Origin of the sequence: Actinomycetospora sp. CA-101289 (assembly GCF_050955895.1) — a bacterium.
Lineage (GTDB): Bacteria > Actinomycetota > Actinomycetes > Mycobacteriales > Pseudonocardiaceae > Actinomycetospora.
In genome coordinates this window covers 1,565,572-1,587,099 of sequence record NZ_CP192093.1, presented here as the reverse complement: position 1 = coordinate 1,587,099, position 21,528 = coordinate 1,565,572, and the positions used below count along the sequence as shown (strand labels likewise).

General features: G+C 75.0%; 16 protein-coding genes. 8 read left to right on the top strand and 8 right to left on the bottom strand.

Translation table 11 applies throughout. The annotated features are described in order from the left end of the window. The first annotated feature begins 188 nt into the window (after positions 1-188). The 5 genes from ACQPX6_RS07885 (at position 189) to ACQPX6_RS07865 (ending at position 10,164) form a co-directional block, all read left to right on the top strand. The gene (locus tag ACQPX6_RS07885; RefSeq protein WP_433786691.1) at positions 189-4,082 is read left to right on the top strand and encodes an ABC transporter ATP-binding protein; all 3,894 of its coding nucleotides are present in this window, start codon (positions 189-191) and stop codon (positions 4,080-4,082) included. Positions 4,083-4,270: 188 nt separating this feature from the next. After that, positions 4,271-5,041 (top strand): hypothetical protein, encoded by a 771-nt coding sequence (locus ACQPX6_RS07880; RefSeq protein ID WP_433786689.1) that lies wholly within the window; start codon positions 4,271-4,273, stop codon positions 5,039-5,041. A gap of 89 nt (positions 5,042-5,130) precedes the next feature. Next, on the top strand, positions 5,131-5,820 hold the full coding sequence (locus tag ACQPX6_RS07875; protein WP_433786688.1) for a class F sortase: 690 nt from the start codon (positions 5,131-5,133) through the stop codon (positions 5,818-5,820). A 266-nt stretch (positions 5,821-6,086) separates the two neighbouring features. Then, positions 6,087-9,965, top strand: a complete 3,879-nt coding sequence (locus tag ACQPX6_RS07870; protein ID WP_433788218.1) for a multifunctional oxoglutarate decarboxylase/oxoglutarate dehydrogenase thiamine pyrophosphate-binding subunit/dihydrolipoyllysine-residue succinyltransferase subunit — start codon at positions 6,087-6,089, stop codon at positions 9,963-9,965. Between the two features lie 22 nt (positions 9,966-9,987). Next, positions 9,988-10,164, top strand: coding sequence for a DUF6104 family protein (locus ACQPX6_RS07865; protein WP_433786686.1), 177 nt, complete (start codon positions 9,988-9,990; stop codon positions 10,162-10,164). A gap of 6 nt (positions 10,165-10,170) precedes the next feature. Here ACQPX6_RS07865 and ACQPX6_RS07860 read toward each other — a convergent pair whose 3' ends face one another. The 7 genes from ACQPX6_RS07860 to ACQPX6_RS07830 all read right to left on the bottom strand — a co-directional run bounded on the left by ACQPX6_RS07860 (position 10,171) and on the right by ACQPX6_RS07830 (position 19,209). Beyond that, positions 10,171-11,178, bottom strand: coding sequence for a CobW family GTP-binding protein (locus tag ACQPX6_RS07860; protein ID WP_433786684.1), 1,008 nt, complete (start codon positions 11,176-11,178; stop codon positions 10,171-10,173). 20 nt (positions 11,179-11,198) lie between these two features. Next, a complete protein-coding gene (locus ACQPX6_RS07855) occupies positions 11,199-12,125 on the bottom strand; it encodes an ABC transporter substrate-binding protein (RefSeq protein ID WP_433786683.1) in 927 nt (308 codons plus the stop codon). Next, positions 12,122-12,838 carry an ABC transporter permease gene (locus ACQPX6_RS07850; protein WP_433786681.1) on the bottom strand — a complete coding sequence of 239 codons (717 nt, stop codon included), beginning with the start codon at positions 12,836-12,838 and terminating at the stop codon, positions 12,122-12,124. Before ACQPX6_RS07850 ends, ACQPX6_RS07855 begins: the two co-directional genes overlap by 4 nt. A 2-nt stretch (positions 12,839-12,840) precedes the next feature. After that, entirely contained in the window at positions 12,841-13,476 is a 636-nt protein-coding gene (locus ACQPX6_RS07845) for an ABC transporter permease (protein ID WP_433786679.1), read from the bottom strand. Next, positions 13,473-14,567, bottom strand: a complete 1,095-nt coding sequence (locus ACQPX6_RS07840; protein ID WP_433786678.1) for an ABC transporter ATP-binding protein — start codon at positions 14,565-14,567, stop codon at positions 13,473-13,475. The genes ACQPX6_RS07845 and ACQPX6_RS07840 overlap by 4 nt, the downstream gene beginning before the upstream one ends. Positions 14,568-14,692: 125 nt before the next feature. Continuing rightward, a complete protein-coding gene (locus ACQPX6_RS07835) occupies positions 14,693-17,482 on the bottom strand; it encodes an EAL domain-containing protein (RefSeq protein WP_433786677.1) in 2,790 nt (929 codons plus the stop codon). A 476-nt stretch (positions 17,483-17,958) separates the two neighbouring features. Beyond that, entirely contained in the window at positions 17,959-19,209 is a 1,251-nt protein-coding gene (locus ACQPX6_RS07830) for an NAD(P)-dependent malic enzyme (RefSeq protein WP_433786676.1), read from the bottom strand. 110 nt (positions 19,210-19,319) lie between these two features. Between ACQPX6_RS07830 and ACQPX6_RS07825 the strand changes: the two genes are divergently transcribed. Next, positions 19,320-19,943, top strand: a complete 624-nt coding sequence (locus tag ACQPX6_RS07825; RefSeq protein ID WP_433786675.1) for a dTDP-4-dehydrorhamnose 3,5-epimerase family protein — start codon at positions 19,320-19,322, stop codon at positions 19,941-19,943. Here ACQPX6_RS07825 and ACQPX6_RS07820 read toward each other — a convergent pair. Next, a complete protein-coding gene (locus tag ACQPX6_RS07820; RefSeq protein ID WP_433786674.1) occupies positions 19,929-20,282 on the bottom strand; it encodes a S24/S26 family peptidase in 354 nt (117 codons plus the stop codon). The genes ACQPX6_RS07825 and ACQPX6_RS07820 overlap by 15 nt on opposite strands. A 92-nt stretch (positions 20,283-20,374) precedes the next feature. Here ACQPX6_RS07820 and sodN point away from each other — a divergent pair, with 92 nt between their 5' ends. After that, positions 20,375-20,788: a superoxide dismutase, Ni gene (gene sodN / locus ACQPX6_RS07815; protein ID WP_433786673.1), complete on the top strand. Its 414-nt coding sequence runs from the start codon at positions 20,375-20,377 to the stop codon at positions 20,786-20,788. Between the two features lie 94 nt (positions 20,789-20,882). Continuing rightward, entirely contained in the window at positions 20,883-21,521 is a 639-nt protein-coding gene (locus ACQPX6_RS07810; protein ID WP_433786672.1) for a histidine phosphatase family protein, read from the top strand. Positions 21,522-21,528 lie beyond the last annotated feature (7 nt).

The window sequence follows — 21,528 nt, the reverse complement described above, 5'->3', positions numbered from 1 at the left end:
GGGTACACCACTGGTCGAACACGTGCGCGCGGCGGCTCTCCCAGAGGGGGCCGAGCAGGAAGTGGCGCACGGCGTCATTGGACCACGACGCCGGGGGTACGTCATCTCCGGGGCGGCCGATCACCCGTGCCCCACCTCGCGGCGGGGCGGGCTGTCGGGGTGCCGTCCTAACCTGGTGGCGGGAGACGGTGCCGCACCGCCCCGCAGACCACCACCACGTCCCGGAGGACACCACGGAGCGCACCACCGAGCGCACCCTCGGCCACACCCACGAGCACGGCGCCGACCGGGGCCGCGGCTGGGTCCGCCGTCTCGCCCGCGATTGCTGGCGTCACCGGGGCCTCACGGCCGCCGCGCTCACCGCCTCGGTGCTCGGCGTCAGCCTCGAGGCCGTCGGACCCCTGCTCATCGGCACGGCGGTCGACCGCGCCGTCGCCGGCTCCACCGCCGGGCTGAGCGTGCTCGTCGCCGCCATGGCGGTCATCGCCGTCGTCCGCTTCGGCGCGGCGTTCCTGCGCCGCTACCTGGGCGGGCGGCTCTCGCTCGGCGTCCAGCACGACCTGCGGCGCCGGGTCTTCGGCTCCGTGTCGCGCCTCGACGGCCCCAAGCAGGACGCGCTGCGCACCGGCCAGGTGGTCTCGCGCGCCAACTCCGACCTGCAGCAGGTCCAGGGCCTGCTCGGCATGGTCCCGCTCGTCGCGGGCACGCTCGGGCAGCTCGTCGTCTCGATCGCGATCATGCTGTGGCTCTCGCCGCTGCTCACGCTCGTCGCCTTCGTCGTCCTGCCGGCCGGGATCGTGTTCACCGGCCGCATGCGCCGCAAGCTCTTCCCCGCGACGTGGGCGGCCCAGCAGCGCGCCGCCGAGGTCGCCCAGAACGTCGAGGAGGCCGTCACCGGCGTCCGCGTCGTCAAGGGCTTCGGGCAGGAGGCCCACGAGACGGGCCGGCTGCGCGAGGCCGCCCGCCGCCTCTACGCCGAGCGCCTGCGGGCCGCGTGGCTGAACTCCCGCCTCACGCCCACGCTCTCCGCCCTGCCCACCGTCGGGCAGCTCGGGGTCTTCGCCCTCGGCGGCGCGATGGCCCTCAACGGCCAGATCACCCTGGGCGTGTTCGTCGCGTTCACCAGCTACATCGCCGCGCTCGTCGGCCCGGCGCGCCTGGTCGCGAGCCTCGTCGTCACCGGGCAGCTGGCCCGCGCCGGCGTCGAGCGGGTCTACGAGCTCATCGACTCCCAGCCCGAGATCGTCGACGCGCCGGGCGCCCGCGAGGTGCCCGACGGGCCCCTCGGCGTCGAGCTCGACGACGTGCGCTTCGGCTACGCCCGCAGCGAGCCGGTGCTCGACGGGCTGTCGCTGACGGTCGCGCCCGGCGAGACGATGGCGGTGGTCGGCACGGCCGGCTCGGGCAAGTCGACGATCTCGCTGCTCGCGCCCCGGTTCTACGACCTGCAGGGCGGGTCCCTGCGCCTCGGGCCGCCGGGCGACGCCGTCGACGTGCGCGACCTGCGCCTCGAGGCCCTGCGCCGGGCGGTGGGCGTGGTGTTCGAGGAGGCCTTCCTCTTCTCCGACACCGTGTTCGCCAACATCGCCTACGGCTCCCCCGACGCCACCGAGGCGCAGGTCCACGCCGCCGCGGAGGCCGCGCAGGCCGATGCGTTCATCCGCGAGCTCCCCGAGGGCTACGACACCCGCGTCGGCGAGCGCGGCCTGACCCTCTCGGGCGGCCAGCGCCAGCGCGTGGCCCTCGCCCGCGCCCTGCTCTACGACCCGCGGGTCCTGGTCCTCGACGACGCCACCTCCGCGGTCGACGCCACCACCGAGGCCGCGATCGGCGAGACCCTGCGCACGGTCACCGCGCAGCGCACGACGCTGGTCATCGCGCACCGGCGCTCCACGCTCACGCTCGCCGACCGCATCGCGGTGCTCGACGGCGGCCGCGTCGTCGACGTCGGCACCCGCGAGGAGCTCGAGGGCCGCTGCCGGCTGTTCCGCGAGCTGCTCGCCGGGCCGGCCGAGCGCATCGACGAGACCGGCTGGGTGCCCGAGGACGAGCCCGAGCCGGCCGACACCCCCGCCACCGCGGGGACGGCGATCACCCCGTCGCTGTGGCCCGACGCCCCGGCGCCCGACCGGCCGGCACCCCCGCCGGCGCCGGCCGTCGTCGCCGTCGGGTCGGAGGCCCTCGGCGGGGTCGACGGCACCGCCCCGCCCGAGATCCGCAAGGCGCTCGACCGGCTGCCGCCCGCCACCGAGGACCCGGACCTGCACGGCGAGGACCCCACGGCCCCGGACCCCGACTTCCGCCTCGGGCGGCTGCTGCGTCCCGTGCGCTGGGCCCTCGCGCTCGTCGTGCTGTGCGTCGCCCTCGACGCGGCGGCCACCGTGGCGTTCCCGTCGCTGGCCCGCCTGGCCGTCGACGGCGGCATCCAGGCCGGCTCGATCGACGTGCTCTGGCTCGCCGTCGGGCTGGGCGTCGGGGTGGTGGCGCTGGACTGGGTGGTGGTCGCCACCCAGACCGTGCTCACCGCCCGGGTGGGCGAGGGACGCCTGTTCCTGCTGCGCACCCGCAGCTTCGCCCACCTCCAGCGCCTGGGGCTCGACTTCTACGAGCGCGAGCTCGGCGGCCGGATCATGACCCGGATGACCACGGACGTCGACGCGCTGTCGTCGTTCCTGCAGACCGGGCTCGCGCAGGCGGTCGTCGCCGTGCTCACGATCATCGGTGTCGCGGTCGCGCTGCTGGTCACCGACCTCGAGCTGGCGCTCGTGTCGCTGGCCGTCATGCCGGTGCTCGTCGCGGCCACGGTGGTCTTTCGCCGGCTGTCGTCGGCGGCCTACGCCGAGGCCCGCGAGCGCATCAGCGTGGTCAACGCCGACCTGCAGGAGAACGTCGCGGGCCTGCGGGTCGCGCAGGCGCACACCCACGAGGGGCGGTCGGCGGCCACGTTCGCCGACAACAGCGACGCCTACCGCCGCGCCCGGCTGCGCGCACAGCGCCTGATCGCGACGTACTTCCCGTTCGCGGCGATGCTCTCCGACCTCGCGCAGGCGGCGGTGCTGGGCGTCGGGGCGGCGCGGGTGGCCACCGGCGGCCTCTCCCCCGGCGTGCTCGCGGCGTTCCTGCTCTACCTGGCGATGTTCTTCGGCCCGGTGCAGCAGCTCTCCCAGGTCTTCGACGGCTACCAGCAGGCGCGCATCGGCCTGCTGCGCATCGCCGAGCTGCTGCGCACCCCGACGTCGGTGCCGGAGCCCGCGCACCCCGTGGTGCTCGACGACCTGCGCGGCGAGGTCGAGCTGCGCGACGTCGAGTTCTCCTACGCGGGCGCCGAGACCCCGGCGCTGTCGGACTTCTCGCTGCACGTCCCGGCGGGGCAGACCGTGGCGCTCGTGGGCGCGACGGGCGCGGGCAAGTCGACGGTGGTCAAGCTCGTGGCGCGCTTCTACGACGTCACCGCGGGCACCGTGCTCGTGGACGGGGTCGACATCCGCGAGCACGACCTGCCGACCCTGCACCGGCGCCTCGGCGTCGTCCCGCAGGAGGCGCACCTGTTCGTCGGCGACGTCGCCTCCAACATCGCCTACGGCGACCCCGCGGCCACGCCGGCCCGCATCGAGCAGGCGGCTCGCGACGTCGGCGCCTACGAGATGATCGCGTCGCTGCCCGCGGGGTTCCGCCAGCCGGTGGGCGAGCGCGGCGGCGGCCTGTCGGCCGGTCAGCGCCAGCTCGTCGCGCTGGCCCGCGCGGAGCTGGTCGACCCGCGCCTGCTGCTGCTCGACGAGGCCACCGCGGCCCTGGACCCGGCCACCGAGACCGCGGTGCTGGCCGCGGGCGAGCGGCTGGCCGCGCCGCGCACCACGTTCGTCGTCGCGCACCGCCTGGCCACGGCCGCGCGGGCCGACCACGTCGTGGTGATCGACGGCGGGCGCATCCTCGAGGAGGGCACGCACGGCGAGCTGCTCGCCCGCGACGGCGCCTACGCCCGCCTGTGGCGCGCGGGGGCGGGGACGATCGACGAGGCGGTCGGCGAGGGCGCCCTGGCGGACGACGACGGCAGCACGGACGACCTCGCCCGGGTGAGCTGATCCGGACACGGAGCACCTTCTCGGGCGAAGTGTTCGTTCCTTCGAGGCCATCGGTTCGACTTCGTGACGCATCGGTGGATGCGCGAACCGATCGCTCGTGCACAACGGAAGGTCAGGCAGAAGGTCGGCGACGTCGCCGACCTCGCCCAGAGAGGCCCACCGTGAGCATTCCTCGCAGGCTCGCCGCCGTGATCGTGTCGGGGGCCGCCGCGCTGGCCCTGACCGGCATCACCGCCGGCACCGCCGTCGCCGCCGACCCCGTCGCCACCATCCCCGACCTCACCGGTCAGTCGACCTCGGTGCGGCTCGACTCCGGCTTCACCGACGCCCTCACCCAGCTCCAGGTCACCCCGGGCGTGACCGGTGACGCGACGTTGGCGGACGGGAGCGTCGAGTTCCCGATCACCGGCGGCAACGTCACCGTCTACGCGCCCGGCACCGTCAACCCCTACGTCCAGGGCCGCATCGAGCACGACGGCAGCGGACTGAGCCTGACCAAGGGCGACACCGAGGTCCGGCTCACGAACTTCGTCATCGACCCGGGCAACCCCGCGACGCTGAGCGGCAAGGTCAGTGCGGGCGGCCAGACCGTCGCCGAGTCCGCGGTGCTGTTCGACCTCGACGGCTCGACGCTGCAGCCGATCCAGACCGACGCCGCCGCGGGCACCGCCACGCTGACCGGCACCACCGTGCGCCTGTCCTCGACGGCGGCGACCGCGCTCAACCAGGCCTTCGGCACCGACGCCATCCAGGGCGGCCTGACCATCGGCGTCGCCACGATCGTCGTCAACCTGCCCGGCCAGATGTCCGAGATGCCCCAGGGCGGGGTCGAGACCGGGGGCGGCGCCACGAGCGGGCCGGACGCCGGGCTCGTCACCGCCGGCCTCGCCGCGCTGATCGCCGCGGGCGGAGTCGGCGTCTTCGCCGCGCGCCGTCGCTCCGCCGGCCGTCGGGGCTGACGTCCCGCACTCCCCCTGGTCACTGGCTCGTATCCCTCGCTCACCGAGGGATACGAGCCAGTAACCACCGAAACCCGCGAGGTGGCCCCGTGTCCCCGTCCCGACCCCGTGTCCGCGGGGTGCTCACCGCCCTCGCGGTGGTCCTGGCGGTGCTCGGCCTGGCGCTCGTCGGGGTCGGGGCGCTGGCCAGCACCGGGCCGCCCGCCCCGTCAGCCGCCGAGGCCGCGCCACCCGTGGCGACCACCGCGCCCACCGCCGCTCCCACCACCGCTCCCACCACGGCCCCCACCGCCGCCGCCGGCCCGCGCCAGGAGCCCGCGTCCGGCGCGCCCCCGGTGGCCCTCGACATCCCCGCGATCGGCGTCTCCGGACCCGTCGACTCCGTGGGCCTGGCGCCCGACGGCACCCTCGAGGTGCCGGCGCCGGGCCCGGGCTACGACCACGCCGCCTGGTACCGCGGGTCGCCGACGCCCGGGCGGGTCGGCCCCGCGGTGATCCTCGGGCACGTCGACTCCGCCGCCGCCGGGCCGTCGGTCTTCTACCGCCTCGGCGACCTGCGCCCCGGCGACCGGATCACCGTCACCCTGGCCGACCGCACCGCGCGCACGTTCGCCGTCGAGCGCAGCGAGCAGGTCGCCAAGGACGCGTTCCCGCGGCTCGAGGTCTACGGCGACACCCCCGGCCCGGAGCTGCGCCTCATCACGTGCGGCGGCGACTTCGACGACGCCGCGCGCTCCTACCGCGACAACACCGTGGTCTTCGCCCGCCTCCTCGCCTGACCCGCTGACCGGCCCCGATCGGCGCGGAGCCGGTACGGCCCGTGGACGAACGGGGACCCTGCAGGCGACGGAGGGTGCCCTCGAGGTCGGTACCAGCCGCATGGACCGGTGCAGTAGGCGACACGGCACCGACCACGGCCGGTGTCAAGCGCTAATCTGGACACTGCTCCCACCGGCACCGCGACGACTGATTGAGGCGATCCTGAGTCGTGTCGAGTAGTAGTTCGACCGCGCAGTTCGGACCCAACGAGTGGCTGGTCGACGAGATGTACCAGCGCTACCTCGCCGACCCCGACTCGGTCGACGCGGCCTGGCACGAGTTCTTCGCCGACTACGCCCCCGCCGACGGGGCCGACGCCGAGGCGACGGCGTCCTCCCCCGACGCCACGGACGGCAGCGGCAGCACCGCGCCTCCGGCGCCCGCTGACACCACCCCCGGCGCCACCGCGCCCGCGGCCGACACCCCGGCGGCCCCGACTGCCCCGTCGACGTCGTCCACCTCGTCGTCCTCGTCCGAGAGCACGTCCGGGAGCAACGGGCAGGCGCGCACGGACGGGTCGGGCAGCACGAGCAGCGGGTCGGCCGGCAACGGCAGCGCACCCTCGGGCAGCACCACCGGGACCGGCGGCACCGACAGCGCCGCCGCGTCCTCGGCGGCCACGGGTGCGGGACGCACGACGTCGTCGCGCACGGGCGAGGAGCCCCCGGCGAGCAAGCCGGCGGCGGGCACCACGAGCCCTGCCAAGTCCGCGCAGCCCGGCGCCGGTGACGCCGACGGCGAGACCACCCGTCCGCTGCGGGGCGCAGCCAACGCCATCGCGAAGAACATGACGGCGTCGCTGCAGCTGCCGACGGCCACGAGCGTGCGCGCCGTGCCGGCCAAGCTGCTGGCCGACAACCGCATCGTGATCAACAACCACCTGAAGCGCACGCGCGGCGGGAAGGTGTCGTTCACCCACCTGCTCGGCTACGCGATGGTCCGTGCCCTCGCGGACTTCCCGAACATGAACCGGCACTTCGGGGAGGACGACAAGGGCAAGCCCGCCGTCGTCGACCCGGGGCACGTCAACCTCGGCCTGGCGATGGACCTGCCGGGCAAGGACGGCTCGCGCACGCTGGTGGTCGTGGCCCTCAAGGGCACCGAGAACATGAACTTCGCCCAGTTCTGGGCCGCCTACGAGGACATGGTCCGCAAGGCGCGCACCAACAAGCTGACCGGCGAGGACTTCGCGGGCGTCACGATCTCGCTGACCAACCCCGGCACCATCGGCACCAACCACTCGGTGCCGCGCCTGACCGTCGGCCAGGGCACGATCGTCGGCGTCGGCGCGATGGAGTACCCCGCCGAGTTCCAGGGGGCGAGCGAGGAGAAGCTCGCCGACATGGGCATCAGCAAGATCATCACGCTGACGTCCACGTACGACCACCGCATCATCCAGGGTGCGGAGTCGGGCGACTTCCTGCGCCGCATCCACCACCTCGTCCTCGGCGAGGACGGGTTCTACGACGACATCTTCGCGGCGCTGCGCATCCCCTACGAGCCGATCCGCTGGCGCCAGGACCTGCCGTCGTCGCAGATCGACCGCACCGCGCGCATCATCGAGCTGATCGACGCGTACCGGACACGCGGCCACCTCATGGCCGACACCGACCCGCTGAGCCACCCGCAGCGCAAGCACCCCGACCTGGACATCGCGTCGCACGGGCTCACGCTGTGGGACCTCGACCGCGAGTTCCCCGTCGACGGCTTCGCCGGGCGCGGCTGCATGAAGCTGCGCGACGTCCTCGGTGTCCTGCGCGACTCGTACTGCCGCACCATCGGCGTCGAGTACATGCACATCCTCGACCCCTCCAAGCGGGCGTGGCTGCAGGAGCGCATCGAGAAGCCGCACGAGAGGGTGCCGGTCGCCGAGCAGAAGTACATCCTGTCCAAGCTCAACGCCGCCGAGGCGTTCGAGGCGTTCCTGCAGACCAAGTACGTCGGGCAGAAGCGCTTCTCGCTCGAGGGCGCCGAGACGGTGATCCCGCTGCTCGACGCCGTCCTCGACACGGCCGCGGCGCACGAGCTGGACGAGGTCGTCGTCGGCATGCCGCACCGCGGGCGGCTCAACGTCCTGGCGAACATCGTCGGCAAGCCGGTGTCGCAGATCTTCCGCGAGTTCGAGGGCAACCTCGACCCGGGCCAGGCGCACGGCTCCGGCGACGTGAAGTACCACCTGGGCGCCGAGGGCAAGTTCTTCCGCATGTTCGGGGACGGCGAGACCACGGTGTCGCTGACCAGCAACCCGTCGCACCTCGAGGCCGTCGACCCGGTCATGCAGGGCATCGCGCGGGCCAAGCAGGACATGCTCGACAAGGGCCCCGACGGCTTCACGGTGCTGCCGGTGGCCATGCACGGCGACGCCGCGTTCGCCGGCCAGGGCGTGGTGGCCGAGACACTGAACCTCGCGCTGCTGCGCGGCTACCGCACCGGCGGCACGGTGCACGTCGTCGTCAACAACCAGGTCGGCTTCACCACCGCGCCCGAGCACACGCGCTCGACGCACTACTGCACCGACGTCGCGAAGATGATCGACGCCCCGGTCTTCCACGTGAACGGCGACGACCCGGAGGCCTGCGTCTGGGTGGCGCGCCTCGCGGTCGAGTTCCGCGAGCGCTGGCACTCCGACGTCGTGATCGACATGATCTGCTACCGGCGCCGGGGCCACAACGAGGGCGACGACCCCTCGATGACCCAGCCGGAGATGTACGACGTCATCGACGCCAAGCGCTCGGTGCGCAAGACCTACACCGAGTCGCTGATCGGCCGCGGCGACATCTCGCTCGAGGAGGCCGAGCACGCGCTGCGCGACTACGGCAGCCAGCTCGAGCACGTGTTCAACGAGGTCCGCGAGCTGGAGAAGGCCGACCCGGCACCCAGCCCGTCGGTCGAGTACGAGCAGGCGGTGCCGAACTCCCTGCAGACCGCGGTGCCGCTCGAGGTCATCCAGCGCATCGCCCGCGCGCACGTCGACCTGCCCGAGGGCTTCGCGGTGCACCCACGCGTCAAGCCGGTGCTCGAGCGCCGCAGCAAGGCCGCGGCGGCCGACAGCGAGGAGGGCATCGACTGGGCCTACGCCGAGCTGCTGGCCTGGGGCTCGCTGCTCATCGACGGCAAGCTGGTGCGCCTGTCCGGCCAGGACTCGCGGCGCGGGACGTTCGTCCAGCGCCACTCGGTGGTGATCGACCGGCACACCGCCGAGGAGTACTACCCGCTGCGCAACCTGACCGCCGACCAGGGCAAGTTCATGCCCTACGACTCGGCGCTCTCGGAGTTCGCGGCCGTGGGCTTCGAGTACGGCTACTCGGTGGCCAACACCGACGCGCTGGTGCTGTGGGAGGCGCAGTTCGGCGACTTCGTCAACGGCGCGCAGTCGATCATCGACGAGTTCATCTCGTCCGGTGAGGCGAAGTGGGGCCAGACCTCGGACGTCGTGCTGCTGCTGCCGCACGGCCACGAGGGCCAGGGCCCCGACCACACCTCGGGGCGCATCGAGCGGTTCCTGACCCTGTGCGCCGAGGGCTCCATGACCGTCGCGGTGCCGTCGAGCCCGGCGAACTACTTCCACCTGCTGCGCCGGCACGCCACCGACGGCGTGCGCCGCCCGCTCATCGTCTTCACCCCGAAGTCGATGCTGCGGAACAAGGCGGCGGTCAGCCGGGTCGAGGACTTCACGTCGGGCGGCTACCGGCCGATCCTCGACGACCCGGCCTTCGCCGACGGCGGCACGGACGGCGTCACGCGGATCCTGCTCTGCACCGGCAAGATCTACTACGAGCTGGTCGCGGCGCGCGAGAAGGCGGGCCGCACGCACGACACCGCGATCGTGCGCATGGAGCAGCTCTACCCGCTGGCCACCGAGGAGCTGACCGCGGTCCTCGACCGGTACCCCAACGTCGGCCAGGACGTCCGGTGGGTGCAGGAGGAGCCGGCGAACCAGGGCGCCTGGCCGTTCCTGGGCCTGTGGCTGCCCGAGCGCATGAACGGACGTCTGCCCCACCTGCGCCGCGTCTCCCGACGCCGCATGGCCGCCCCGGCGGCCGGCGTCGCCAAGGTGCACGAGGTGGAGCAGAAGGCGCTCATCGCCGAGGCACTGTCCGACTGATGGCTGCGGACTGAGGTCGGGCATGTACTTCACCGACCGCGGCATCGAGGAGCTCGAGGACCGGCGGGGCGAGGAGGAGGTCAGCCTGGCCTGGCTGGCCGACCGCCTCCGCGCCTTCGTCGACGCCCACCCCGAGCACGCGGGCGCCGCCGACCGCTTCGCGACGTTCCTCGCGCGCGACGACAGCGACGACGACTAGCGCCCGTCAGCCGGCGTCGACCCGGTCGGACTCCTCGTACCGCAGCACCGGCAGCAACGACGGCTCGCCGACCGCGGGGTCGGCGGCGCAGGCGTCGACGGCGGCGTGCAGCGCCGCCTCATCGAGCCCCACGCCGAGGAAAACCAGCCGGGCGCCGGCGACGTCGACCGAGCGCGGCGCCGGCCGCACCCGGATCGCCGTCCCGACCGTCTGCACCACGAACGGCGCGGCGCCCGGGAACCGGACCACGCCCTTCGACCGGAACACGCCGGCCGGACCCGCCTCGAGGAACGCCGCGAACCGCGCCGGGTCGAGCGGGACGTCCCGTTGCACCGCGACGCTCTCCCCGGCGGGGTGGGCGTGCTCGGTGGGAGCGTCCTCGCGCAGCAGCACGTCGAACGACAGCTGGCCCGTCCGGGGCGGCCCGCGACGTGCCGGCGGGTCGACGAGCAGCGCCGGGTCGAGGGCCCCGCGGACCACCGGGAGCACCGGTCCGGGCGCAGCCGACCGCAGGGCGGCGACCAGCGGGGCGGGGTCGTCGACGCGGTCGACCTGGTTGAGGACCACGAGGTCGGCGAGGCGCACCGCGCCGTCGTGCTCGCCCTCCACGGCCCCCTCCACCGCACTGACCACCACCACGAGCCCGCCGTACGCCGCGTGCCGCGCCTCCCCCGCGATCGCGTCGAGCAGCAGGCGCACGAGCTCGCGGGGCTCGGCGAGGCCGCTGGCCTCCACCACGACGAGGTCGAGGCGCGCCCGTGGCGCGGTCAGGTCGGCGAGCAGCGCGGCGAGACCGTTGGCGTCGGTCGTGCAGCACAGGCACCCGTCGGCGAGCGAGCTCACGGCGCTGGCCTGCCCGGCGACGAGCATCGCGTCGATCCCGATCGCGCCGAAGTCGTTGACCACGACGCCGATGCGGACGCCGTCGGCGTGGCACAGCAGGTGGTTGACCAGCGTCGACTTGCCCGCCCCGAGGCCGCCGGCGACCAGCACGACCGGGACGCGACGGGGCACGCCGCGCGGAGCCCCGGTGGTCAGGCGATGCCCGCCGAGGCGAGCCAGTCGCGGGCGACCTGGGCGGGGTCGGGGCGGTCGGGGCCGGCGAGGCGGCGGTTGAGGTCGGTCAGCGTCGCCGTGTCGAGCCGCGAGGAGATCTGGTCGAGCGTGGCCGCCACGCGCGGGTCCGACGTCTTGGCCCGGTTGATCAGGGGCACGATGTTCTGCGCGGCGAAGTTGGACCGCGGGTCCTCGAGCACCACGAAGTCGTTGTCGGGGATCGAGGCGTCGGTGGTGAAGATGTCGGCGGCCTGGACGGTGCCGTCGCGCAGCGCGGCGATGCTCAGCGGCCCGCCCTCGTCGAGCGCCCGGAACTCCTTGAACGTGCAGCCGTAGAGCCGCTGCAGGCCCGGGACGCCGTAGGGGCGTTGCTGGAACTCGGGCGGCCCGCCGAAGCTGACGGTGCCGCAGAGCGGGGCGAGGTCCTGGATCGACCGCAGGTTGTTCTGCGTGGCGAACGCCCGGGTGACGACCACGGCGTCCTTGTTCTGCGCGGCGCTCTGCTGCAGGAGCTGCAGCTGCGGCGGCAGCGTGGTGGTGAGCTGCTGGTAGATCTGGTCCGACGCCGTCGCGGTGGCCTGTGGGTCGACGAACTGCAGCAGGTTGCCGGTGTAGTCGGGGACGAGGTCGATCTCGCCGCGCTGCAGCGCCGGGAAGTAGGTCTCGCGGCTGCCGATGCCGAAGCTGCGCTCGACGGCGACACCGCGGATCTCCAGCGCGGTCGCGTAGATCTCGGCCAGCAGGCGGTTCTCGGTGAAGTTGGCCGAGCCGATGCGGACCGTGCCCTGCGCCGAGGGGGCGACGGGCTGGGTGGCCAGCGGGTCGGAGTCGGCGCCGCAGCCGGCGAGGAACACGCCGACGACGGCCAGCGCCGCCAGCAGCAGTGCGCGCGGGGATCGGATCACGATCGGGCCTCTCTGGTGGTTCCTCGGGGGGTGGGGGTGTGCGGGGTGCGGCGGAGCCGCAGCCGGTCGGGTCCGGGGGTGACGAGGCGGCCGAGGCCCTGGAGGACGAGCTCGACGGCGATCGAGAGCACGGCGACGATCAGCGCGCCGCCGAGCATCTGGGGGAAGTCGCGCACGGCGAAGCCGTCGATGATGTAGCGCCCGAGGCCGCCGAGCCCGACGAAGGCGGCGATGGTGGCCGTCGCGATCACCTGCAGCGTGGCGAACCGGACGCCGCCGAGCACGAGCGGCACGGCGGCGGGCACCTCGACCTGCAGCAGGATCTGGTGCTCGCGCATGCCCATGCCCCGCGCGGCGTCGACCGCCCCCGGGTCGGCGCCGGCGACCCCCGCGTAGGCGCCGGCGAGCATCGGCGGGATCGCCAGCAGCACCAGCGCCAGCGTGGGTGCGAGCAGGCCGAGCCCCAGCAGCAGCACGAGCAGCACGAGCACGCCGAGCTCGGGCAGCGCGCGCAGGCCGTTGGCGGCGCCGACGACGGCGAGCCCGCCGCGGCGGGTGTGCCCGACGACCGCGCCGACCGGCAGCGCGATGACGGCCCCGATGGCGACGGCGAGCAGGGTGTAGCCGAGGTGCTCGAGCACGCGGGCGGGGATGCCGGTGCCGCCGCTCCACCGCCCGGGGGCGGCGAACCAGTCGAGGAGCTGGCCGACCACGGCTACACCCCCGTCCGGGCGCGCGACCAGGGCGTGAGCACGCGCCCGAGCCCCAGCCACAGCGCGTCGAAGAGGAACGCGAGCACCAGCGAGCCGACGATGCCGGCCGCGACCATCTCCGGGTAGTCCTGCTCGAAGCCCGAGGTCATCAGCGTGCCCAACGACTCGATGCCGACAAGCGCACCCACCGTGACCAGCGAGAACGCCGACACCGACGCCACCCGGAGCCCGGCGGTGAGCACGGGGACGGCGAGCGGGAGCTGGACGGCGAACAGGAGGCCGGCGGGCCGGTAGCCCATGGCGACGGCCGCGGTGGTGACCGTCGGCGCCACCGCGTCGAGGGCCTCGGCGACGCTGCGCACGAGCAGGGCCACCGTGTAGATCGTCAGCGTCACCCCGACGTTGATCGCGCTGAGGATGCCGGTGCCCAGGATGATCGGCATGACGACGATGAGGGCGAGCGACGGGATCGTGTACAGCGCGCCGGTCAGCGGCACCAGCACCCGCCGGGCGGCCGGCGAGCGGTGCGCCCACCACCCCACCGGCATCGCGAGCAGCAGCCCGGCCACCACGGGGACCACGGCCAGCGCGACGTGGGCGAGCACCAGCTGGTCGATGTCGTAGCCGAAGGCCCTCACCGGGCGGGTTCCCGTCCCGGGTCGCGGTCGACCAGGGCCAGCACGTCGTCGGCGGCGACCCCGCCCCGGTAGCGGCCGTCGGCGTCGACGGCGACACCGCACGGCGCCGGCGAGCTGAGCGCGGCGTCGAGGGCCCCGCGCAGCGTGCCCGCGCCCTCCTGCACCGCCCCGCTCGCGTCGGTGACGTACACCGAGCCGAGGTCGTGGCGCCCGCCGTCGGGGGCCAGCCAGGCGGCGGGGTGCGCGTCGCCGTCGAGCAGCACGGTCCACTCCCCCGGCGCGGCCCCGCCGTCGGCGCCGTCCCGCGTGGTGGGCAGGTCGACCAGCGCCAGGGACGCGGCGGGGACGAAGCCCAGCCGCCGGTAGCCGCGGTCGCGCCCGACGAACCCGGTGACGAACTCGTCCGCCGGGTGCGCGAGCAGCTCGTCGGGCGGCGCGAACTGGGCCAGGCGCCCGCCGACCCGCAGGACGGCCACTCGGTCGCCCAGGCGGATGGCCTCGTCGATGTCGTGGGTGACGAACAGGATGGTCTTGCCCAGCTCGGCCTGCAGCCGCAGCAGCTCGTCCTGCAGCTCGACGCGCACCACGGGGTCGACCGCGGAGAACGGCTCGTCCATGAGCAGCACCGGGGCGTCGCCGGCCAGCGCGCGGGCGACGCCGACGCGCTGCTGCTGCCCGCCCGAGAGCTGCGCGGGGTAGCGCTGCGCGAGCGCACCGTCGAGCCCGACCCGCTCGAGCAGCTCGGCCGCCCGCGCCCGCGCCTCGCGCCGCGACAGGCCCTGCAGCACGGGCACCGTGGCCACGTTGTCGAGCACGCGGCGGTGCGGGAAGAGTCCCGCCTGCTGGATGACGTAGCCGATGCCGCGGCGCAGCAGCGGCGGGTCGGCGTCGGCGACGTCGGCGCCCTGGAGGAGCACCGAGCCCGACGTCGGCTCGACCATGCGGTTGACCATCCGCAGCGACGTCGTCTTGCCGCAGCCCGAGGGGCCCACCAGCACGGTGATCTCGCCCTCGCGGGCGGTGAAGGACAGCGACTCCAGGGCCACCGTGCCGTCCGCGAACCGCTTGCCCACGTCCCGGAACTCGATCACGTGCCGCCCCCGGGTCCGCCGGTGGCACCCGTGTGGGCCACCGCGTCGTCGCGAGAATCTAGCCCCGCCCCCCGACGCCCGCGAGCGATCACGGGCCGGCCACACGCTCCGGTGTGACCCCGGTCTCAGCCGGCCGCGCGGTCCTGCGGGGTCAGCGGGCCGCGGCGCAGCACCTCGGTGAACGCCTCGGCGGGCATCGCGCGGGCGAACAGCCACCCCTGGAAGGCGTGGACGCCGAGGTCGCGCAGCACCGCGAACTGGTCGGCGTCCTCCACGCCCTCGGCCACGCAGGTCTGGCCGATGGCCGCGGTGAGCTCGACCACCGCGCGCGCCACCGCCCGGTCGGACTCGCCGGTGGCCACGCCGCGCACGAAGCCGCGGTCGAGCTTGACGATCTGGGCGGGCAGGCCGGTCAGGCGCGAGAGCGACGAGTAGCCGGTGCCGAAGTCGTCCACCGCGAAGCGCACGCCGGCGGCGATGAGCTCGTTCATCTCCCGCAGCGTGTGCGGCGGCAGGTCGGCCAGGCAGGTCTCGACGAGCTCGAGCACCAGCCGGTCCCAGGGCAGCCCGGACTCGGCGACGGTGGCGCGGACGACGGGCAGGAAGTCGGGGTCGCCGGGCAGCAGGCCCGCGAGGTTCACGGCCACCGACGGCGGGGTCCCGCCCGGGCGCGCGGCGGGCCAGGTCGCCGCCTCGCGCACCGCGGCGCGCAGCACCCACCGGTCGAGGTCGCCGAGCAGGTCGGCGGCCTCGGCCACGGGCAGGAACTTGTCGGGGAAGAGCAGGCCGTGCTCGGGGTGCTGCCAGCGCACCAGCGCCTCGGCGGTCTGCACCCGCCCGTCGGGGCCGACGACGGGCTGGAAGTGCAGCACCAGCTCGTCGTTGACCATCGCCTCGCGCAGCTGGGTCTCCATCCGCAGCGCCTCGTCGGCGCCGCGCATGATCGCCTCGTCGGCCAGCGCGAACCGGCCGTTGCCGCCGCTCTTGGCCTCGAACAGCGCGGCGTCGGCGAAGCGCATGAGGTCACCGGTGCCGGGGTGGGCCGGCGCGGGCTCGAGGCCCGCGAGCTCGGTGGCGCGCTCCCGGCGCAGGACCTGGGCGACGGGGTCGTCCGTGGGGTCGATGTCGGGCGCGGCGGGGTCGTCGAGGCGGTACGGGTCGGGCCGCGGCGCCTCCGGCACGGCCGCACCGATCCCGATGGTCGCGCCGACCGCGGCCCCGACCGTCGCCGAGATGCGCACGAGCTGGCCGTGCACCGGGATGGCGGTGCGCAGGATGCCGGCGACGGTGGCCGAGAGCGCGTCGAGGCCGCCGTGCAGGTCGACGTCGGCGCAGACGACGACGAACTCGTCGCCCGCGCTGCGCGAGGCGGCGCAGCCGGCGGGCAGCCGCTCGCGCAGGCGTTGCGCCAGCTCGACGAGCAGCTCGTCGCCGGCGTCGTGGCCCAGCGAGTCGTTGACCCGCTTGAAGTTGTCGATGTCGCAGAACAGGACGCCGGTGCGCCGCGCGGTGGGGCCGGCGAGCAGCCGGGACACCGTGGTGGTGAGCGCGCGGCGGTTGGGCAGGCCGGTCAGCTCGTCGTGCATGGCCTGGTGGCGCAGGCTCGCCTCGACCCGCCGCGCGTCGGTGACGTCGGTGAACACCACGAGGTGGGTGACGCCGCCGTCGTCGTGCACCGACACCGACACGTGCAGCTCGCACCACACGGCGGCGGCGTCCGCGCCGCCGGCGCCGCGCTCGCGGGTCCGCAGGGCGCGCGGGGTGCACGACCAGCTCACCGAGCCCGCCGAGCCGGCGGGGCGCGCCAGCAGCGGCGTCGCCGGGCCGGCGCCCGCGGCGGCCTCGGCGCCGAGGTCGAGCAGCTCGTCGGCGCGGCAGCCGCGCAGCGCCTCGGGGCCCTCGCCGAGCAGCCGGCACAGCGCCTGGTTGGCCTTGATGAGGCGCTCGTCGTCGTCGAAGAGCGCGATGCCGACCGGGGCGACGGCCAGCAGGTCGGTGAAGCGCTGGGTGGAGGCGCGCAGCCGCTCCTCGGCCTGGCGCCGCGCGGTGACGTCGGCGGCGGTGCCGAGCACGGAGCCGGACGCCGGGCCGGACGCCGGGCCGGGGGCCGGGTCGCCGTCCCCACGCCGTCCGGCGTTGATGTGCAGGATCCGCCCGCTGCCGTCGCCGAGGCGCACCTCGTCGTCCAGCGGCACCCCGTCGGCCAGCAGCGCGGCCCAGCGGCGGGCCAGGCCCGCGCGGTCGTCGGGGTGCACGGCGGCCAGGAGGTCCTCGGGCCGGCGCACGCCGCCGCGGTCGGCGCCGAGCAGCTCGGCGAGCACGGGCGAGAGGGACGCGGTGCCCGAGGCGAGGTCGACCTCCCAGTGCCCGAGGCCCGCGATGCGCTCCACGTCGGCCGCCGAGGGCGCCGAGGTCGCGGGCCGCCCGGCGGGCGTCACGGGCGCGGTCACGGACGCCACCGGCGCCACGGGGGTCTCCGGCACGAGGACGAGCACGGCGCCGCCGCTCGCCTCCGGCCACACCACCACGCGCACGGGCAACGGGGAGGCGCCCACGCGGCGCAGGCGGCCCGTGAGCAGGCCGTCGGGGCCGGGGTGGCCGAGGTCGGCCACCAGCTCGGTCAGCGGCCGCCCGAGCATGTGGCGCGGCTCCAGGCCGCCGGCCGGGTCGACGAGGCGGGCCACGGGCTCGCGGACCTCGACGAGACGGCCCTGGGCGTCGTGGCGCAGGGCCGCGCCGGGCGGCAGCGACACGGTGCCGACGGCACCCACGGGGCCCACGGCGTCGGGGTGCGGCTCGGCGGTCTCGGGGTCGACGGTGGTGGGCAGGGTCGCGCGCCCGGGACGGCGGGACGGCGCCGTGGCCCGGACGACGGCGAGGCCCCGAGGGCCCGGCGCCGGCGCGGCTCTGCTCACGGTCGTCTCCTCGCCCGCGGCCCGTCTCCGTCCCGTTGTGGAACGGACCGTCCGCGTCTGTCTCAGCAACGAAGGAGACCCGGTCCGGGTCCGGGGGGATCACCCCGTGGGGGGACCCCGCGCGGCGACCGTGACGTCGCACGCGTTCGGGAGCACACCCCGACCGGTGGACCTTGAGACCACCGACCGGTCGTCGCGCCGAAGCGGACGGCAGCCACGACGAACGGCGGGTGGCCCAGCGCCACTCGGCCGATGGGCCGCCGGGTCACCCACGTGCGGCTCAGCGGTGTACCGACGGTGCGAACGACGCTCCGTGAGCGGTCCGTGCCGCGCCGCGAGCGCCGCACCACCGCCGTTCGGTGGATCTCCTCTGCGCCGGGCGAGCGACGTCCAGCGGGTGCGCCCACGTCCATCGGCCGTGCACGATGGACGCGAGTGCCCGACCGGCACCGTGCACACACCCGCTGAGACGCGGGTCACCGGTGCTCGGCGGCCACCTCGGCGACGTGGCGGCGCACGACGCCCTCCTCCGACGCCGCGCGGGCGACGGCCTCGGCGACGGCGGGCGCGACGCGGGCGTCGAGCGCGCTGGGCACGATGTGGTCGCGCCCGAAGTCCTCGTCGCCCGCGGCGATCTCGGCGATCGCCTCGGCGGCGGCGAGCTTCATGGCCTCGGTGATGCGCCGGGCCGCGGCGTCGAGGGCGCCGGCGAAGACGCCCGGGAACGCCAGCACGTTGTTGATCTGGTTCGGGTAGTCGCTGCGCCCGGTGGCGACGACGGCGGCGTGCTTGCGCGCGACCTCGGGGTCGATCTCGGGGTCCGGGTTGGACAGCGCGAACACGATCGCGTCGTCGGCCATGGACGCGATCACCGTCTCGGGCACCGTCGAGCCGGACAGCCCGAGGAAGACGTCGGCGCCCTCGAGGGCCGCGGCGAGGTCGCCCCGCACCCCGCGGGGGTTGGTCTCCTCGGCCAGCGCGATCTTCTCGACGTTCATGCCGTCGCGGCCGGCGTGGATGACGCCCCGGGAGTCGAGCACGACGACGTCGTGGGCCCCCGCTGACATCAGGATCTTGGCGCAGGCCACCCCGGAGGCGCCCGCGCCGCTGACGACGACGCGCAGCGAGGCGAGGTCGCGTCCCAGGACGCGCACGGCGTTCTGCAGCGCGGCGAGCACGACGATCGCGGTGCCGTGCTGGTCGTCGTGCATGACCGGGCAGTCGAGCGCCTCGATCAGCCGGCGCTCGATCTCGAAGCAGCGGGGCGCGGCGATGTCCTCGAGGTTGACGGCGCCGAAGCTGGGCCGCAGGTGCACGAGGGTGTCGACGATCTCGTCGACGTCGGTGGTCTCGAGCACCAGGGGGATCGAGTCGAGGTCCGCGAACGCCTTGAACAGCGCCGACTTGCCCTCCATCACGGGCAGCGAGGCGCGCGGGCCGATGTCGCCGAGGCCGAGGACCGCGGTGCCGTCGGAGACGACGGCGACGAGGCGGTGGGTCCAGGTGTAGCGGGCGGTGAGCGCCTTGTCGTCGGCGATCGCCCGGCACACCTTGGCGACGCCGGGCGTGTAGGCGATGGCGAGGTCGCGGCGGCCGGCGAGCCCGACGGTGGGCGTCACCGACAGCTTGCCGGCCTCGTGCGCCGCGAAGACCTCCTCCTCGGTGATGTCCCGGCCGTCGAGGTGGGGCTGGTGGTCGGACGTGTCGTCGGGCGGGACGTCGCTCACGGGGACTCCAAGCGGGGTCGGGGGTCGCGATCCTGGCGTGCGGGCGGGGCCGTGCCCCGGTGGTCGCGCGGCGGCCGGCGCGTCCCGGCGAGGCCGTAGTGTCGGCGGCCGTGGAGGCGCGGGAGCTGGGGGTGCCCGGCGCGTGGCTGTTCAGCCCGCCGGTGTTCCCCGACGCGCGGGGCGCTTTCGCGGCGCCCTACCGGGCGGAGGTGTTCGCCGACGTGGTGGGGCACCCGCTGCATGTTGCGCAGGCCAACACGAGCGTATCCCGCCGCGGGGTCCTGCGCGGGGTGCACTTCGCCGACGTGCCGCCCGGCCAGGCCAAGTACGTGCAGTGCAGCGCCGGGGCCGTCCTCGACGTCGTCGTGGACCTCCGGGTCGGCTCGCCGACCTTCGGGGCCTGGGACGCCGTGCGCCTCGACGGCGACACGCTCCAGGCGGTCTACCTGGCCGAGGGCCTGGGGCACGCGTTCCTCGCCCTCGCCGACGGCAGCGTCACCACCTACCTGTGCTCGCGGGAGTACGTGCCCGCCGCCGAGCACGGCGTGTCGCCCCTCGACCCGGCGCTCGGGCTGCCGTGGTCGCGGTGGTGCGCGGCGGAGGACCTGGTGCTCTCGGACAAGGACGCCGCCGCCGCGACCCTCGCCGAGGCCCGCGACGCCGGGACGCTGCCCACGTGGGAGGCGTGCCTCGCCCGGCGGGAGCAGCTCCTGGCCGGCTCAGCGCGCCCGTAGCCGCCCGGGACGCGGCCACAGGCGCCACCGCACCGGGCCGAGCGCCTCGGCGGGTCCCAGGGTGCGCGAGTCGGTGGAGGCCGCGGGGGCGTCGCCCACCGCGAACCACCCGTCGTCGAGGGGCAGCGCCGCGCGCTTGACCGAGAGCTGCCCGGGCCGCGACGCCCACCGCACCAGGGCGAGCTCCCCGGGCCGCACCGGCGCGCCCGGCCGTGCGAGTACGACGTCGCCGTCGCGCAGCGTGGGGGCCATCGACCCGCCGCGCACGAGCACCCGCCGCGGCAGGCCGCCCACCAGGCCGATCACCCGCGTGACCAGCGGCTCCCGGGGTGTGCTCACCGGCGGCGCTCCACGTGTCGGCGGTTCCCCACAGGGGTACGGTCCCTGTCGTCGGAACGATCACCATTCCCCACCAGGAAGAGGGAGGCGAGATGGGACTGCTCTCGCGCGTCCTCCGTCCGCGACTCGAGGCCACCGCGCACTGCGACCTCCCGTGCGGCGTGTACGACCCGGCCCAGGCCCGGATCGAGGCCGAGTCGGTCAAGGCGATCCAGGAGAAGTACCAGGCCAACGAGGACCCGGCCTTCCGGGCCCGCGCCATCCAGATCAAGGAGGAGCGGGCGGACCTCGTCAAGCACCACCTCTGGGTGCTGTGGACGGACTACTTCAAGCCGCCGCACTTCGAGAAGTACCCGCAGCTCCACGAGCTGTTCAACAAGGCCACCAAGGCCGCCGGCGGCGGGGAGGGCGGCGCCAAGTCGTCCATGGACCCGCAGTCGGGCCAGCAGGTGCTCGACCACATCGCCGAGATCTCGGACATCTTCTGGGAGACCAAGAAGGGCTGAGTCCCGCGCGCACGGCACGAACGAACGGCGAGTTCGCTGCACCAGGAGCAGCGAACTCGCCGTTCGTGCGTCGAAAGCGGGTAGGAGGAGTGCCGTGACCACCGCCAGCCCCACCGGACGCGTGTACGTCCTGCGCCACGGCGAGACCGAGTGGTCCCGCGCCGGGCGCCACACGAGCCGCACCGACCTCCCGCTCACCGAGGCCGGTCGCGACGCGGCCCGCACCGCCGGGCGCCTGCTGGTCACCCTGCGCGGGGAGGACGCCACACCCCCGGTCGTGTGGACGAGTCCGCGGCGCCGGGCCACCGAGACCGCGCGCCTGGCCGGCCTCGAGCCCGACGCCGTCCTCGAGGACCTCGTGGAGTGGGACTACGGCGCCTACGAGGGTCGCACCACCCCGGAGATCCGCGAGGACGACCCGGGATGGACGGTGTGGACCCACGCCAGCCCCGGCGGGGAGACGGGGCCCGAGGTCGCCGAGCGCCTCGACCGCGTGCTGGCCGACGCCGAGCGCGAGCTCGCCGAGCACGACGTCGTGCTCGTCGGGCACGGGCACGCGGGCCGCGTGCTCATCGCCCGCTACCTGGGCCTCGACGCGTCGGCCGGCGTCGGCTTCGCCTTCGACGCGGCGTCGGTGACCGTGCTGGGCCACGAGCGCGGCGTGCCCCGCATCGACCTGCTCAACGCCCCCGGCGGCCTCGTCGAGCCGCCCCCGCCGCCGGCGGACCGCTAGACGGCGG